This is a genomic window from Actinomycetospora sp. ABD4_176 (assembly GCF_056311855.1).
Genome location: NZ_CM149974.1, coordinates 5,001,794 through 5,018,019, shown reverse-complemented (window position 1 = coordinate 5,018,019; position 16,226 = coordinate 5,001,794). Strand labels below are relative to the sequence as shown.

Annotated in this window: 11 protein-coding genes and 1 pseudogene; 7 read left to right on the top strand and 5 right to left on the bottom strand. The window is 70.0% G+C overall.

The genetic code is table 11. From position 1 onward, the window contains the following. Positions 1 to 7: 7 nt before the first annotated feature. From ACYX4T_RS24250 to ACYX4T_RS24240, 3 genes are all read left to right on the top strand, one after another. The gene (locus ACYX4T_RS24250) at positions 8 to 1,345 is read left to right on the top strand and encodes an oligosaccharide flippase family protein (protein ID WP_476011772.1); all 1,338 of its coding nucleotides are present in this window, start codon (positions 8 to 10) and stop codon (positions 1,343 to 1,345) included. A gap of 11 nt (positions 1,346 to 1,356) precedes the next feature. Next, positions 1,357 to 2,553, top strand: coding sequence for a glycosyltransferase family 4 protein (locus tag ACYX4T_RS24245; protein WP_476011771.1), 1,197 nt, complete (start codon positions 1,357 to 1,359; stop codon positions 2,551 to 2,553). A gap of 97 nt (positions 2,554 to 2,650) precedes the next feature. Continuing rightward, positions 2,651 to 3,814 (top strand): O-antigen ligase family protein, encoded by a 1,164-nt coding sequence (locus ACYX4T_RS24240; protein WP_476011770.1) that lies wholly within the window; start codon positions 2,651 to 2,653, stop codon positions 3,812 to 3,814. A 377-nt stretch (positions 3,815 to 4,191) separates the two neighbouring features. Here ACYX4T_RS24240 and ACYX4T_RS24235 read toward each other — a convergent pair. The 4 genes and pseudogenes from ACYX4T_RS24235 to ACYX4T_RS24220 all read right to left on the bottom strand — a co-directional run bounded on the left by ACYX4T_RS24235 (position 4,192) and on the right by ACYX4T_RS24220 (position 11,898). Continuing rightward, a pseudogene (locus tag ACYX4T_RS24235) lies at positions 4,192 to 5,501 on the bottom strand (ISL3 family transposase). A 162-nt stretch (positions 5,502 to 5,663) separates the two neighbouring features. After that, entirely contained in the window at positions 5,664 to 6,497 is an 834-nt protein-coding gene (locus tag ACYX4T_RS24230; RefSeq protein ID WP_476011769.1) for a WecB/TagA/CpsF family glycosyltransferase, read from the bottom strand. A gap of 43 nt (positions 6,498 to 6,540) precedes the next feature. Beyond that, on the bottom strand, positions 6,541 to 7,860 hold the full coding sequence (locus tag ACYX4T_RS24225; RefSeq protein ID WP_476011768.1) for a sugar transferase: 1,320 nt from the start codon (positions 7,858 to 7,860) through the stop codon (positions 6,541 to 6,543). Positions 7,861 to 8,577: 717 nt separating this feature from the next. Further along, positions 8,578 to 11,898 carry an ATP-binding protein gene (locus tag ACYX4T_RS24220; RefSeq protein ID WP_476011767.1) on the bottom strand — a complete coding sequence of 1,107 codons (3,321 nt, stop codon included), beginning with the start codon at positions 11,896 to 11,898 and terminating at the stop codon, positions 8,578 to 8,580. A gap of 134 nt (positions 11,899 to 12,032) precedes the next feature. On the opposite strand from ACYX4T_RS24220, the gene ACYX4T_RS24215 reads away from it, so the two are divergent. Further along, positions 12,033 to 12,920, top strand: coding sequence for a hypothetical protein (locus ACYX4T_RS24215; RefSeq protein WP_476011766.1), 888 nt, complete (start codon positions 12,033 to 12,035; stop codon positions 12,918 to 12,920). A gap of 79 nt (positions 12,921 to 12,999) precedes the next feature. Beyond that, on the top strand, positions 13,000 to 13,395 hold the full coding sequence (locus ACYX4T_RS24210; protein WP_476011765.1) for a nucleotidyltransferase domain-containing protein: 396 nt from the start codon (positions 13,000 to 13,002) through the stop codon (positions 13,393 to 13,395). Between the two features lie 95 nt (positions 13,396 to 13,490). On the opposite strand, the gene ACYX4T_RS24205 is transcribed toward ACYX4T_RS24210, so the two are convergent. Further along, the gene (locus ACYX4T_RS24205; RefSeq protein ID WP_476011764.1) at positions 13,491 to 14,141 is read right to left on the bottom strand and encodes a hypothetical protein; all 651 of its coding nucleotides are present in this window, start codon (positions 14,139 to 14,141) and stop codon (positions 13,491 to 13,493) included. Between the two features lie 395 nt (positions 14,142 to 14,536). On the opposite strand from ACYX4T_RS24205, the gene ACYX4T_RS24200 reads away from it, so the two are divergent. Together ACYX4T_RS24200 and ACYX4T_RS24195 are read left to right on the top strand one after the other, a co-directional pair. Next, entirely contained in the window at positions 14,537 to 15,181 is a 645-nt protein-coding gene (locus tag ACYX4T_RS24200) for a hypothetical protein (protein WP_476011763.1), read from the top strand. 25 nt (positions 15,182 to 15,206) lie between these two features. After that, a complete protein-coding gene (locus ACYX4T_RS24195; RefSeq protein ID WP_476011762.1) occupies positions 15,207 to 16,151 on the top strand; it encodes a PrsW family glutamic-type intramembrane protease in 945 nt (314 codons plus the stop codon). Positions 16,152 to 16,226 lie beyond the last annotated feature (75 nt).

Below are 16,226 nucleotides of genomic sequence, written 5' to 3'. Positions count from 1 at the left end.
CAGTGAGGTGACGAGTACTCGGACAAGTGTCACGCTGAGCCGGATTTCCTGGACCGTTGGCGCCTTCGGCGGGACATTCGCGTTGAAGCTTGGTTCGACACTCATTCTCTCCCGCCTGCTGACGCCGCAGGTGTTCGGTGTCGTCGTCATCGTCAATACCGTACGAGTGGGCGTCGAGCTACTATCCGATATCGGCGTCGAGCAGAACATTGTTCGACACAAGGATGGACTGACCTCTCGATTCTTCAACACGGCGTGGACACTTCAGATGCTGCGCGGGCTGGTTCTCGCGTTGATCTTTGCCATCCTGTCGCCGGTTCTCGCAAGTTTCTATGCGGTTCCCGTCCAAGTGTTTCTCTTGATGAGCCTCGCGCCGCTGTTGAATTCCATGCATTCGACGTCGATCTTTGCCCTGGTCAAGCAGCTGGAAGTGCGGAAGCGCAACCTCTTCGAGCTAGCCGCGGAAGCTACCACAACCATTCTTATGGTGGTGTTCGCCGTGGTGTCACCGACAATCGAGTCCGTCGTGTCGGCGGTTCTGGTTTCAGTTGCGGTGCGATCCGCTCTGAGTTACCTCCTGCCACGTCCGGGCCACAGACTTCTCCTTGACCGTTCAGTGGTCCGGGAAATCTTCGGGTTTGGGAAATGGATCACGGTTTCCTCGCTGTTGATGTATGCCTCAACAATGATGGACCGGATCATTCTCGGTCGACTCGCCCCCCTCGGCGAGTTCGGCGTCTACGGACTGGCTCGACAAATCTCCGATCTACCGCCGAACCTTGCTCAGCGCGTGAGCTATCAATTATTGTTTCCGAGCCTTTCGGAGCGCGCCGCGTCCAACGACCAGATTGATTACCCAGCGGTGCGGCGCGCGCGAGGGCGCTTCCTTCCGGTCGGGGTGGTGGTCATGGCGACAGCGATCGCGTTCGCCGACTTCGCGGTCAAGATTCTGTTTGACGCGCGGTACCAGGCGGCCGGAGCGATGCTGTCGCTGCTGTTCATCGCCTCGGCGGTCGCGGCCCTCACATCCACCAACGAGGCTCTCTTGCTGAGCTCAGGACGACCGGCGTTCATCGGGGCAGGGAATGGAGCTCGGGTCGCGGTCCTACTGGCCGGACTGCTAATCGGGTACCTGTCCATGGGAATCACGGGCGCGATCCTCGCGATCATCGCTGCCGAAGCCGTTCGCTACGTTCTCGTGCTGGTCGGTCAGCATCGGCTCGGACTGGCATTCCCCGATCAGGACATCCTCTCGATGCTCGGCTGCGCGGCCCTCGTCGGGGTCTTCGTCCTGATTCGGATCGGTTTCGGTGTCGGAACCCCGTGGTCGGGTATGACTGGATGACATCTCGAGCGATGGTTTCAGCAACGCGACGGCTTCTTGTCGTCCAGTTCGCAGGAGACTTCCGAGCTGCTCACGAGCTGTGGTCGCGATCTGGTGAGGAGGAGTACTTCGGGCATTCCCACGTCCTCGAACAACTAGCGGCGGCCGCGACCGAGTTTGATGCCGCCGGTGTCGTGACGTGCCTCAGTGGCGAGCCGTTCTATGAGCATCTGGACACCGGGGTCGTCGTGGCCGGCGCCGCCGCCCACCCCGACCGCCAGCACCGCACGGTGGAATCGGTCTTGGAGCACTTCGATCCGACTCATGTCGTGGTACTGGGCCCTATGCCCAAGGTATTGCGTTGGTCCGTTCGCTCAGGTCGCCGAACCATGTGTCTGATGGCGGATTCGTTCAACCGCGGCGGAATTGCACGGTTCATGCGTTACGGGCTGATCATCTCACTCCTCAACGATCCGCGCATAGAGGTCGTGGCGAACCACAACCGAGACGCGTGCGGCGCGCTGATCCGGCAAGGTGTCGACCCAGACAAGGTAATAGCGTGGGACTGGCCTCGGCCTCAGCCGTCAGCCTGGCCGTCGCGCACTCTAGACCTCACTGCGCCTTCCATATTCTTCGCTGGAACGCTGAGCAAACAGAAGGGCCTCGACGACCTCGTCCGAGCTGTCGGGCGAGTACGGCGGACGGGGCGCGATGTCGAGTTGAGGGTGGCGGGTGGTGGCGATACGGAGAAATACCGCCAGATGGCCCGGGTATGCAATGTCGCCGAAAGCGGTTTGACCCTGCTGGGCCAGATTCCGAACAGCGAGGTGGCCGTCGAGATGCGACGGGCCACGTTGGTTGCTGTACCTAGTCGCCACAGCTATCCCGAGGGTATGCCGCTGACGATCTACGAAGCCCTCGGTGCGCGTACGCCAATCGTCGCGTCGGATCACCCGATGTTCCGGCGCATCCTGCGCGACAGGGAGACTGCCCTTACGTTCCGCGCAGGCGACGTGACCAGCTTGGCGGATGCCATCGTCGTTGGACTGTCTGAGGCAGACCTCTACTCTCGCTTGTCCATGGCAGCGTCGAGCACGCTTGCGGAACTCGCGGGCTCAGTGTCGTGGGGGGACCTCATTCGTCGATGGGTGCGCGACAGCGACGAGGACAAGCAGTGGCTCGACGCGAACAGCGAGGGTCGTCGAGGTCGATGGATTCGGAGCATTTAGGATGGCGTCTCGGTCGGACGAGCTGCCGTCTGGGCCGCTAGGTAGTCAATCGTCCCCCACCGTCCCTGTAGCGCGCCGAACCGCTATCCAGGTGGTGATGGGCATGCTCACCTTTGGTGCGGCGTGTTCACCATTTCCTTCCTATAGCGTAGTGCTCGGCGCAGTGACGATGGCCGGCCTGATCTTAACGCTCTCATCGCCTCGACCGTTCAAGCTGACAGCTTTTTGGGTAATTCCGCTCGCAGCATTAATAGCATGGTTGGCGCTGTCAAGTACGTGGTCCGCTCTCCCATCAATCACGCTACGTTATGCGTTGGTGTACGGCGGGGTCAGCCTGCTCCCACTGCTCGCCGTTCAGGCGATGACCCCTGCCGAGTTCCTCCGGCCCATTCTCTACGCTTTGCGATCTTTCTTCATTCTGTCGCTTCTCATAGCTCTCGCCCTTCCTGGAGTGGGCCGTGTTGCAGGAGGCTACGAAGGAGGTGCGGTGCAGGGACTCGCCGTATCTCGAAACACGTTGGGCTGGATGAGTGTCTTCTATCTCATCATCGCGGTATGTTTCTTTCTAATCGTGCGGAAAGTCGGTGGGTTCGCATTCGACTCCGTTATCGGGCTGGGCTGCCTCTGGGCCGCGCAGGCTCAGACTTCCCTCTTGACAGCAGGAGCGGTGACCGTGCTGCTGATCGTACTTCGCTCCATCTCACCTTTTCGTGCAGTCGCCAGAGCCTCCCTTCTGGCGACCGCGATACCCGTGCTCGTATACTCTTCTTTTCAAGTGTCAGCGTCTCTTGATAGTGTTGCTGAAAGCTTGGGTCGCGACGCTACGTTCACAGGTCGGACGGAAATTTGGGAAGCTGTAAGTGATGAGATTGCCCGAAGTCCCAATCGTGGATACGGCTGGTTCGGTGTTTGGTGGGAAGGCTTGCCGATCACCTATCGAATGTGGAATTCCGCCGGTTTTGCCATGTACCACGCGCACAACAGCTACCTAGACCTGTTGCTGCAGATCGGAACGGTCGGCCTGGCTCTAGTTGCCACAGTTCTGGTCGTCGGTGTTTCCGGCCTGCTCGTCGCTATCGTGCGAGGCGTTCATCTCGGCGTCACTGGTTGGCCAATCCTGATATTTATCACGTTGACTGTGACCAGTTTTGGAGAATCGGTCATCATTGAGCTAAATGGGTGGTTCTTTTTTTCATTGGCGTACGCCGGTAGCGCCGCCGCGGTTCTTGCGGCGAAGCAAGGCCGCAACTCGGGTGCTTAGAGCGTCGGTTGAGTAGTGGCTGAGACGATCCGACGTTCCGGCTGCCGATCCGAGAAGCGAGTGCTCGCCTCGTCGCCGCAATTGATCTGAGCTTGTACCCCGGTCACGGCTACCGCGTTCGCCCACTTCGCTCGGGTGCCCGCCACGACCGTCGAGGCCCGCAAGACGATAGAGGTCTTACCGCTGCGCCGCCCACTTCAGGTAGTCCGCTTGCATCCCTGAGCCCGGGACCTTCACGCTCGCTACTGCTTCGAGATCGACCTAGTCGTCGAATGCGTTCCGTCACGGGGCGCGCGAGCTCGTATTCTTGCGCTGCCTTGCAAGTACGAACAGTACGGCAACCGCAATGGCGGCCTGGATTATCGGCTCTTCCGGATCTAGAGTGCGAGTTGCCCGCAGTGCAGCAGTGATTGAATCCAGTAGTTGAGGGGGTTGCGGAATCCGAGGGCGTTGCGGCGGAGCGCCTCGAGACGGCCGTTGATGGCCTCGGTCGGGCCGTTCGAGGCCCGCCGGTTGAAGTAGGCCAGCACGTCGTCGCGGCGCCGCTGGAGGGTCCGGCCGACCTGGGCGAGTTCCTCGAGCCCGGCCGGGAGCCCGCGGCGGAGGCTGTCGATGACCGCAGCGAGCAGACGGCGGCCCTGCTGGGGGTCGGGCTGGGCGTAGGCGTCGATGATCCGCTGGTAGGCCCACCAGGTCACCTCGACCGCGACGTGCTGCTCGGCGGCGAACACCGCGGCCAGCCGGGCCTTCTGCCTGTCGGTGAGCAGCGCGAGTCTGGTGCGCAGGGCGCGGCGGACCCGGTAGAGAGGGTCGCCAGCGCGGCCGCGGTGGCCGAGCGTGTCCTGCTGGACTCGCTGGCGGTACAGGTCGAGCTTCGCCCCGGCCAGGGCGACGGTGTGGAACGGGTCCATGACGGTCACCGCGTCGGGCAGCTGCTCGGTGGCGGCGGTCTTGTAACCGCCGAACCCGTCCATCGCCACGACCTCGACCCGATTCCGGAACTCGGCGGGACGGGCGGCGAGCCAGTCGGCCATCGCCGCCGCCAACCGGCCGGGGACCAGGGCGAGCAGCCGCGCAGGGCCGTGACCGGTCACGACGTCGGGTGGTCGACGATCACGGTGACGAACCCATCGCTCTCGGTGTGGCGAGTGTGGGCACACCGGTGCTCGTCCACCCCGATCACCCGCACCCCGTCCAACCTCGTCGTGTCGCCGGCGAGCAGGGTCCGGGTGGCGGCGACGGCGATGCCGTTGACGGTGTCCCACGACCGCCCGAGCTCCCGCGCGACCGCGACCACCGTCGTGCGGTCGACCGCCAGGCGGCGCAGCACGTACCCCGCGCAGCGCCGCGTGGTCGTCCACCCCGGCCGGGCCAGCGTCGAGGTGTCGGCGGCGAACACCTCACGGCCACAGCCCGAGCGGGCGCACCGGTAGCGCGGGACCCAGACCCGCAGCTGCGTCGGGTGCCGGGCCAACGGCAGGCCGGTCAGCCGCCGCTCCACCGCGTCCCGGTAGCTACCGGCGACTGCACAGCCCGGGCACCTCGCCGGCCCGCCAGCGACCAGATCGCACCACAGCACCGTGGCCTCCCCGTCGAGAGCGGCGTCAGTGATCCGCACCCCGAGCTCGACCGTCCTGACGATCGTGTCGGCCACGACCTGAGCGGTACTGGCCGTAGGCTGCGGCATCAGGCCCCCGAGATGTTGAAGGCGACTGGCGTAGGAACCGTCATCATCAACTTCTCGGGGCTCGCCTCACCGCACCGACACGGCCTCACCGGCCCGGTCGCTCACGGCCTCCCGTGCACTCAGTATCCGGGAGAGCCGGAAAAGGCTTCTGGCGTCGTTGATCTAGGCCTGCGTCGACTCGCGGTCCGAACGACGACGAACTAGGACGCGGGCAAGGAACAGGGGGTTTCCCACCACGTATCGACGAAAAAGTCGTGATGGTTCATTCGCGAGCCGAAAGAGCCACTCTAGCTTACTCTGGCGAATAAACCTCGGGGCGCGAGTAACACGGCCAGCCGCAAAATCGATGAAGGCGCCCACGGCCACCCCCAGCTGCGCGCCGGTTCGATCGAGGTACTGATCGAGCCACAGCTCCTGCGTCGGAACACCCATACCCACGATCAGCACGTCGACGCGGAGCGCGCGGATGCGATCGATGAGGGCCTCCATGTCCGGGCCCGCCTCGACGAAGCCATGCGCCGTCCCAACAACGTTCAAGCCTGAGATCTCAGCCTCGAGGTTGCACTGAGCGGCTTCGGCGACACCGCTTGCGCCACCAAGCAGGAAGACTCGCTTTCCACGCTCGGCCGCCACCCGCAGTATTTCGGGCGTCAGGTCCGTACCGTTGAGATTCGCGGGGAACCGCCGGCCCTGCAACTTCGCCGCAATGTCGAGGCCAACGCCATCATTCAGGATCAAAGCTGAGCCAACGACAACCTCACGGTAGGACCTGTTGGTCATCGCAATGTTGGCGCAAGCCGCATTCATGAAGACCACGCGCTTGGGCTCGTCGCAAGAGAGCATGGCGTCGACTTCGCCGAGCGCCTCCGGGCCCGTTAGGGCCGAGACGCGGACGCCGAGGACGCTGATCTTCTCGATCGGCGGTTGCGGGACGAGAGTGAGTGGCGGTCGCGGTGCGGGAACCGCTACGGCAGAAGCCTCAAGGATCGCAGTCATAGCCAGAATCTCCTACGCAGTGACACTAAGAGATTTGAGAACTTCAGTACGCGCCACGGCCGCGGAGTACGGCGCCGACCGTCTTCCAGAGAATCGAGATATCGAGGGCGGCCGACCAGTTCTCGACGTAGCGCAGGTCCAAGCGGACCGACTCTTCCCAGGTGAGTTCCGAGCGACCGCTGACCTGCCAGAGGCCCGTGAGGCCGGGGCGGACGCAGAGCTTGCGCAGGGCGTCCTCGGTGTAGGTGGCCACCTCGCGCTGCAGCGCGGGCCTGGGGCCGACCAGCGACATCGACCCACCGATGACGTTGAACAGCTGCGGGAGCTCGTCGATCGAGAGCCGGCGGAGCACGCCACCGATACGGGTGATCCGCGGGTCGCGCTTCATCTTGAACAGCGGGCCAGCGCCCTCGTTGGTGGCGGCGAGCTGGTCGACCAGCTTGTCGGCGTCCACCACCATCGAGCGGAACTTGATCATCCGGAAGGTCCGGCCGCCGCGGCCGACCCGCTCCTGGCGGTAGAAGACCGGGCCGCCGTCCTGGCGGATGAGCACGGCCAGGGTCAGGAAAACCGGAGCCATCAGGACCACCAGGGCGAGAGCTGCGGCGCGGTCGAAGAGGTTCTTAGCCACGCGCGCCGGGCCGCCCCAGCGGGGCTCGGTGAGGCGCAGCAGTGGCAGGCCGTCGACCGGCGCCACGTGCAGGCGGGGACCGGTGACCTCCATGAGGCCCGGGTCGACGACCAGCTCGACGCCGGCGCCCTCGAGGTCCCACGAGAGCCTGTGCAGCCGCTTCGGGGTCCAGCCGGGTGTCGGGGCGACCGCGACCACCTCGATGGAGAGCTCGCGGACGTGGCGGGCGACGTCGTCGAGGTCGCCGACCACCGGCACGCCGTCGACGTCACCGATACCGGTCGAGGTGCAGGCGGCCGCGACGGTCCAGCCGTGGTGCGGGACGCGACGGGTGCGAGCGACGAGGTCGGCGACCGCCGACTCGGAGCCGACCACCAGCACCGAGGACATGCAGCGGGCGTCGCGACGAGCGCGGTGCAGCACCCGGCGTACCGCGTAGCGGCCGAGCAGCAGGGCGGCACCCATGGCGGGGACGACCCCGAAGATCCAGGGGCGGACGTCCTCGACCTTGAGGGCCATCCCTGCCAGTGCGAGGACGATCGCGGCCACGGCGGTGCCGCGCAGGACGCGGTTGAACTCCTCGGCGCCCTGGCCGATCACGGCGCGGTCCCACGCGCGGTAGGCGACCAGGCCCGCGAGCACCAGGGTGGCGGCCACGAAGTTGTAGCGCGCGGCGGCGTCGATCCCCCACCCTCCGACGAGGGCGGCCAGGCCCGCGACCACCGCGATCATGGCCAGGTCGGTGGCGACGGTGATGCGCGCCAGGCGGCTGCGCCAGCGGCGGGAGCTCGGGCGAACGGTAACACTCGGTGAGCGGTCATCGGAGCCGTGGGGAGCCGGAAGGGCCTCCTCGATCGATTCCGACAGGTCGATTCCGCTGCTCACTTCGACGTCCCCCCGGTGTCATGGATGGCGAGCGACTGCTCGTCTGACCGTCGCAGCGGGGGTAGCTCTGTGTTGAACTCCGGTCCCGGCGCCGTTGTCCCGCTATCGCGTGATGCGCCCTGGTCCGTTACACGAGCCGTATCCGACGCCAGCGGCGTGTCGTTGGGACACGCCGTGCTTCATGACGCTTCTTCACTCGTTCAGCTCTGTGTGGTCTAGGTCGCATAGCGCTCGAGTAACGGCCCGGTGCCGGACAGTCTGCTCCCAAAGGACTCTTCCTGTCCCTCGGGCGAGTGACACCGCGCATAGCACGGTCGGCCTTGCAAGGGCAGCGAAACGCCGCGACACGCGGGCGCACGGGGCCGTATGGGCTAGTCCTCGTCGTCACCTCTGGCGCAGGCCGAAAGGTCCGTGAAAGCGGGACGGGTTTTGCTCTGCGTCACGGACCTCGGGGCTGGCGGTGGAGGGAGCGGGTCGGTGTCGATCTCGCGCGACGACGCCGGCCGGCCCACGGGGTCCGGGACCACGGGTGATCGCTCCCGTCGTCCTGGCGAGGGGGGTACGTCAGGACGGTGGGAGCAGCCCGAGGGGACGGGCGTCCGGCGGCAGGGTCGGGGGGACCTTGGAATCTGCTGCCGGGCGCCCGGCTCCTCCCCCGGCCTGGCTGCGCACGACGCGGGCGAAGGTGCGGGCGGTGTCGGCCCAGGGCGCCCAGCCGAGGCCGTCGGCCAGCGCCGCGGCTTGAGCGAAGAGCTTGCGGGCCTCCGCTCGCTCACCGAGCACGGCGGCCGCGAGCCCCTGGTAGAGCGCGATCGGCCCGAAGGTGGCCGAGCCGATGCCGACCACCACCACCGCGCCCGGGTCGGGCGGCAGGTCGCGGCGCACGACCTCGGCGGTCGGCACATCGCCGAGCGCGAAGGCCGCGCACGCGGCGAGGCACAGGCCGGGACGGTCGAACAGCGCGCCGGCGCGTCCCTCCCGCTTGCGGTGCCAGTCGGCGAGGTGGGCGGCGGCACCGTCGAAGTCCTCCCCCACCGCGGCGTCGACGGCAGCGGCCGCCGACCAGGCAGCGACCAGCGGATACAGCGTCGCCGCGCCGGCGGGCAGGCCCTGGAGCGAGGGCAGGGTCCCGGCGAGCAGGTGCCGGACGAGCAGGTGCACCCCGTAGGCACCCATGGCGTCGGGAAGCCCCAGCTCCTGGCCGCGGGTCATCGCCGCGAGCGCGGCCTCGTCGGCCTCCGCGGTGTCCCCGCGCGCGAGGGTGAGCCCGGCGTCGAGCAGGGAGACCATCCACATCGTCCGGGGACGGTGGCGGTCGACGGCGAGCGGCTCGAGGTCGCGGCGCGCGGCGAGCGCCTCGTCCTGGCGCCCGGTGGCGAGCAGGGCGGCGATGCGCAGCTCCTCGGCCTCGAACCAGACGGCGTCGTCACCGGCCTCGGCGGCCAGGATGCAGGCCTGCTCGCAGACCGCGAGCCGCTGGGTGGCGGGCACGGGCGCGTCGACGAGGTGATTGGCCTCGAGGACGCGGACGCCGGCGAGCAGGCGCCGGTCGTCGAAGCCGGCGGCGGCGAGGGCGAGCAGCTCGGGCAGGGCGGTGGGGTCGCCGACGTCGCCGTGGAGCTGCTCCTCCTCGAGGATCAGGCTGCGCAGGACCTCGGCCCGCTGGCGGTTCGACAGGGGCAGCCCGCGGGTACGACGGAGTCGCCGGGCGCGTCGGGGGCGCCCGGCGACGCTGATGCCCATCGCGTCGTGGCCGACGGCGGCGACGACGGCATCGTCGATCACGGCGGCGGTCGCCGTGTCGAGCGCGGCGCCGTCGTCGACCTCGCCTCCGTGCGCCGCGGGCTGGCCCTGCTCGACGGCGACTGCGGCCTGCTCGACGACCTCGTCGAGCACTTCGTCGGCCTCCTCGTGCCGCCCGAGGGCCTCGAGGACGAGCCCGCGGTGCAGGGCGAGGGTGCTCGGCCGCGAGGTCTCCAGCACCGCGTCGAGCTGCGCGGAGGCTTCGTCGAGCGCGCCCTGGCCGTACGCCGCGATGCCCGCCGCGAGCCGGGCGTCGCCCAGGTCCCGCGCCTCGACCAGCGGCCCGGCGCCCGCGGCGTGGCGCAGCAGCGTGAACGGCTCGGCGTCCCCGGCCGCGACGAGCACCTGGTACCGGGCGTCGTGCAGCGCCTGCGCGATCGCCGGGGGGACGGCGTCGAGCACCGCGTCCCGGGTCAGGGCGTGCCGGAAGGCGAAGCCGTCCGCGGTGGCGGCGAGCAGGCCCCGGTCGGCGGCCGCGCGCAGCACCGTCGACAGGGACCGGGGGGTCACGCCGAGGACGGTGCCGAGCTCGGCGAGCGAGAGCGGCGCCAGCACCGCCAGCGCCTCCAGGGCGTCCCGCGCGGCGGGCGCGAGACCGGCGAGCTGGTGGGAGAGCAGGGGGCGCAGGCGCCCGGGGATGACGGTGGCGAGCTCGTCGCACGCCTTCTCCCCGTCGGGCTCGTCGAGACCGGAGAGCGTCTCGATCAGCGCCGCGACGTGCAGGGCGTGCCCGTGCGTGCGCTCCCACAGCGCCGTCGCCACCCGCTCCGCGCCGTCGGGCGCGAGCCCGGACAGGTCCCGGACGACGAGCCCCCGCACGGTGGCGCGGGCGAGCTCGGGCAGGCGCAGGTCGCGGACGTTGTCGAGGAGCGCGAGCTCGGCGTGCGTCGCGCCCCAGGCGGGGTGGACCTGGGCGTCGGGCTCGCGGGCGGCGACGAGCACGACGACGCCGGCCGGCAGGCCGGCGCGGGCGAGCCCGCGGAGCGCGGCGAGGGTCACCGAATCGGCGAGGTGCGCGTCGTCGATCGTCACGAGCACCGGGGCGCGCCGGGCGGCGAGACGCTCGCACAGGGCGCGGCCGGGCGCGGGCTCCTTCGGATGGACGGGGTCGGCGCCGAGGTCCGCGAGCGCCTCGGCCCACGCCGACCAGGGGGGCGCGTCGGCGTCGCAGGTCCCGCCGCCGACGACGACCCCGTGGCTCCGTGCTTCGGCGCGGGCGGCGGTCATGAGGGCGGTCTTGCCGATGCCGGCCTCGCCGGTGAGGAGCAGGACCGCGCCGCTGCCGGGGGCCTCGAGCAGGGTGCGGACGAGGCCGAGCTCGTGCTCGCGGCCGAGGAGGGTCGGTCGGGGTCGGTGCTGTCGTGTGGGTGCCTGGAGCCGGCGGGCGAGGTCCTCGATCTCCGGGCCGGGAGCGACGTCGTAGTCGTCGCGCAGGGTCCGCCGCGTGGCGGCGAGGACCTCGAGGGCCTCGGTGGTGTGCCCCTGGCGGTGCAGCCCGGAGGCGGCGACGACGGCGAGGCGCTCGCGGGAGCGGTCGGCGGACAGGTCGCCGAGGACGAGGTCGACGGCCTCGCCGGGGCGGTCGAGGTCGAGCAGCGTGGCGCCCATGCGCTCGAGGAGGCGCAGCCGGCGGTCCAGGGCGCGGGTCCGTTCGGCGTCGAGACGCGCGCCCACCGGCGTGCCGGCGAAGGGCTCGCCGCGCCAGGTCGTCAGGGCCTCGTGGCCGTCGTCGAGGACCGTCGCGCGGTCGGCGTCGGGAGCCAGGGCGGCCGCGGCGGCGTCGTGGAAGCGGTGGAGGTCGACGGCCTCGCGGGGGAGGTCGAGGCGGTAGGTCTCGCCGATGGGCGGGATCGGCAGGCGGGTGCCCTCGTCCGGCGCCTCCCGCCGCAGGCGGCTGACCAGCACCTGCAGCGCGGCGTCGGGCCGCTCGGGGAGGTCCTCGCCCCAGATCTCGTCGATGAGCGCGGGCACCGCGACGGTGCCCCGGCAGGCCGCGGCGAGCAGGGCCAGGAGGGTCCGCAGCCGCCGGCCGGGCTGCGCGACCGCGCCGGACGCGCCCTCGACGGCGACCTCACCCAGCACACGTATCCGGATCTCCGGGGGCGGCGAGGATGACAACGAACCCCCTGGAGTCACGGACCGTCACGGCGGCACCAGACGTTACGGTCTTCCGGACTATTCAACCAAGTCAGGTCCGGCAGGGCGATCTACTGTTGGTGACGCAGATCCCGGGCGAGCCGCTGGGCCGGCTGATGCAGGACCTCGACGGCACGTGCTTCTCGCACTCGGGGATCGCGGTCTCCCCGGACGGTGGCGACGGACCGGCCACGCACCTGGCCAGCGCCCTGGCGAAGGACCTGCCCGACGAGGGCCCGGACTTCGGCGGCGTCCGGTGGGACCGGTTCGACCTCTTCTGGGACAAGCACCGCGAGCTGTACTGCATCCCGATGCCCGACGCGGCGCGTGCGGATGCGCTCGCGTACCTGGCGCGTTTCCACCCCGAGCCCGGGCGCGAGGGTCGCTTCTCCTACGTCAAGCTGATCGCCGTGGCCGCCGGGCTGCGGTCGGTCGACCTGCTCGACAGCGACCCCGCGCTCGCCGACGACCTGTTCGCCGCGGCCTGCCGGGTCGGCGAGACCTGGACCGCGACCCACCACGCGCCCAGCTACTACTGCGCCGAGCTCGTCGCCTCGGCCTACGGGCGCCGGTTCACGCGGGCGGAGATGGTGCCTGCCTCTGCTGCCGGCCTGGACGACGACACCGACGAGCCGGAGTGGTTCGTGCGCCTGCTCGGGCTGCTCGACGACGAGATCGACGACGTCGACCGGTCGCGCTGGGACGCCTGGAAGGACCTGCTGGCGCTCCTCGTCCGCCGCGACTGGCCGTTCCTGGGGCGGGCGATCAGCTCCAGCGCGCGGGCAGGGCTGTTCGTGTTCGACGAGGTCGAGGGGCCGGCGGCGGTGCCGTCGGCGTTGGGAACGGTGCGGCCGGACCACCCGGGGCTGGCCTACACCGACCCCGTCCCCCACGCGCTCGTGACGCCGCGAATGCTGTGGCAGGCCTTCGGGCGGGAGACGATCCGGCGGGTGGAGCGGGAGGGCTGAGCCGAGTCCTCGGGACACGGGTCGTCGCGCCTGGTTCGGTGATCCCAGCCGGTCGGACGGGCGTGCCAGGCTCGCCCTCGTGACCGAGGCCGTCCCTCCGCAGCTGCGGGAGGAGATCGTGTCGTCACTGCGGGAGGCCGGGGCGCGGTTCGCCCTGCTGCACGGCAGCCGCGCGGCCGGCACGGCGCGGCACGACTCCGACGTCGACGTCGCGGCGTGGTGGGGCGGTGGGGCCCCCGCGTCCTTCGAGGTCCTGCTCCCCGCGGACGTCGACCTCCTGGTCCTCGACAGCGCCCCTCTCGAGATCGCGGGGCGCATCGCGCTGCACGGCGTCCTGCTGTTCGACGACGACCCGCCGGCCCGGGTGCGCTGGACCGCCACCACGCGCAAGATCTACCTCGACGAGCTACCGCGCCTCGAGCGCAACCGGCGGGGGTTCTTCGAGAGCGTGCGCCGGCAGGACGGGCCGGACTGAGCGCGATATGGGCCGCGCACTCGACGCCCCCGAGCAGAACGTGTCGAGAAGGCGATGCGGGAGCGTTAGACCGTTTCCTCAGGAACGGCTCCTGGCTACCGCCGGGTGATGTGGGCTCCGCTGGTCTCGAGCTGCTCGCGGCTGAAGCCGACGCCGTCGCCGGAGCTGCTGCCGCTCTTGACCCGGTACCAGTCGTGCGTCGCGTCGACGTCGTTGATGGTGAAGGAGTACTCGCAGCTGTCGGCGTAGCCGTAGGACGAGGTGTTCCATGTGTTGCGGGCGGTGCCGTAGCCGGTCAGCGTCGTCGTTCCGACGAGGTTGCCGGTGGCGTCGTAGATCGTGACAGGCATGCCCTCGGCGGAGTTGATCGAGCAGGACGTGCCCGGCGTGAGGGTCCCCCAGCCGTAGACGGCGACCGAACCGGTGACGGTCATCGTCCGATTCGCGGCCACCGTCCCCATCAGCGTGACCGCGGCGATCACCGCGACGATCGCGATGACGACCCAGCCGGCGCGCATCCCCGAGCGGGCCGGCGGGGCGGGAACACCGGCGACCGGTCCGAGACCGGCCGGCGGTGGCGACCACATCGGCGGCCGGCCCTGCCACACGGGCTGCGGATCACGTGGCGGGCCGAGGACGACGGGCGGGGGTGTCCACGGGCCGGTGGGCCGCGGGATGGCCGTGGTCGGCGCATCGTCGGACGCGTGCTGCGGCGCCTGCGGACGTGATTCGGTGTCGCTGCTCATCGCTGTCTCCCCCGACGGTCCCGAGGCCGTCGATGGCGCTCGGATGCGGCGGTGTCGCACCGTGCGGGCTCGCCGTTACAGCCCGACCACTCGTTCGGGTGGCGCGAGTTGCATCGTCCTGACCAGCGGTAACGGCGGCCGCCGCTCGGCGATGTCGTGGCCATGCAGGCCGCGTCGGGGCGGCCTCGAGATCGTCGGGGGTTGACGTGGAGCGGTGCGGTTGCGGGGCGGACCTGATCGCCGACGTGCCGATGTGTTTGGCCTGTGGAGCGCGGCGCCCGGCGCCGCGGGTGCTGGTCGGGGCGGGCGGGCCGCGTCCGGTCGTGCGGCCGGCGCCGCGCCCGGTGATGACGGTGCCGCCTCGTCCGGCGACGACGGTGCCGCCGCCTCCGGCCATGGCTCCGCCGCCGCGCGTGCCGCAGCCGGTGGTCCCGCCCGCCGCGCCCATGCCGCTCGCGGCGCCCACCCGCACGTCCTCGGCGCCGTGGATCGTGGCCGCCGCCGCGGTCGTGGTGCTCGCGATCATCGGTGCCGTCGCCGTCGTGCTGCTGCGCCCGGCCTCGAGCGTCGCGCCGATCGTCACCGCCGCGCCGGCACCCGCGCCGGTCACCGTGACCGTCGCACCCGAGACCACCACGACCGTCACGCCGAGATCGGGCTCCGGCTCGAGCAGTGCGCTGCAGGCAGCCGCCGACGCCGGGAGCGGCTCGGTCGAGAGCCTCGACGGGATGTGGGTGCCGCAGCTGTCGTCGAAGCGGGCCGGCACCGTCGACAACGGCACCACCTACGACTCCGCCTCGATCTACGCGCACTACCAGGCGCTCGCGGCGTCCTACCCGGGTGCGCTGCTGCTGTGGTCGGGCGACTGGTCGACCTACCGCGAGAGCGACTACTGGGTCGTCATCAGCGGCCAGGGCTTCACGACGGCCGCGGCCGCCAACGCCTGGTGCGACGCGCAGGGCTTCGCCGCCGACGACTGCTACGCCAAGCGTCTCTCCCACACCGCCGGCCCGACCGGTGCCTCCGTCCCCCGCTCCTGACCACCACCGCCGCCCGGAGACACCGATGACCCCGCCCGCCCCGCGCCTGCCCGACCTGTCGGTGCTGTTCCCCTTCCGCGCCTGGCTGCGCCACCCGGCCCTGCGGGCCTGGACGACGTGGCTGTTCGTCGCGCTCGTGGCGACGCCGCCGCTGGCGCTGGTGCTCTTCGACGACTCCACCTACCGCGGCACGGCCATCGTCTTCGCGGCCTACTTCGCGGCGGCGTGGTTCCTCGTGCTCTGGGTGCTCGTGCGCCCGCACAACGTGCCCGGCGCGCTGCTCGCCCAGGTCGTCGGCCTCGCGCTCGTCATCGAGATGCCGCTGGCCATCTGGCTCGAGCAGCTTCTGGGCGCCGGCACCGAGGACCTGTTCCAGAGCGTGCTGACGGTCGGACTGCCCGAGGAGCTCGCCAAGGCGTTGCCCGTGGTCCTGCTCGTGTTCTTGCACCGACACCGCGTCCTGGTTCCCCGGGACACGCTCTTCCTCGGTGCTGTCAGCGGCCTGGTCTTCGGTGCGGCCGAGGCCGTCAAGTACGCCGTCGAGATCATGCCGAGTGACCTCGGACGCGGTGGCGCGATGGTGCTGGTGTGGCGGTTCGTGACCGGGCCGATCGGTCACGCCATGTGGGCCGGCATCGCCGGCTACTTCGTCGGCCTGGCCGCGCAGTACCGCGAGCCTCGCTTCTTCCTGGCGCTGGCGGGTCTGGGCGTGGGCGTCCCGGCAATCCTGCACGGCCTCAGCAACTGGGAGCCGGTGAACGGCGGCATCCTCTGGGTGCTCGTCGAGGTCGTCAGCGCGCTGCTGTTCGTCGCCTACGCGAAGGTCGGCCTCGTCGCGCGCCCCGCCACTCCGGTGCCGACCGCGCCGGCGCCGCCGCGGCCCGTGGTCGCCGACCCGCCGACGGTGCGGCTCGCTGTCCCCGACCTCGTGGGGGCCTCGACGGCGTCGGGCCGGCACAGCCGGAGCTGACGACCGGCGCGCCCCGCTGGCGCGTCACGGCGTGTCGCGCGATCGAGGATGTGGCGATCCTGGCCTTGAACGCCA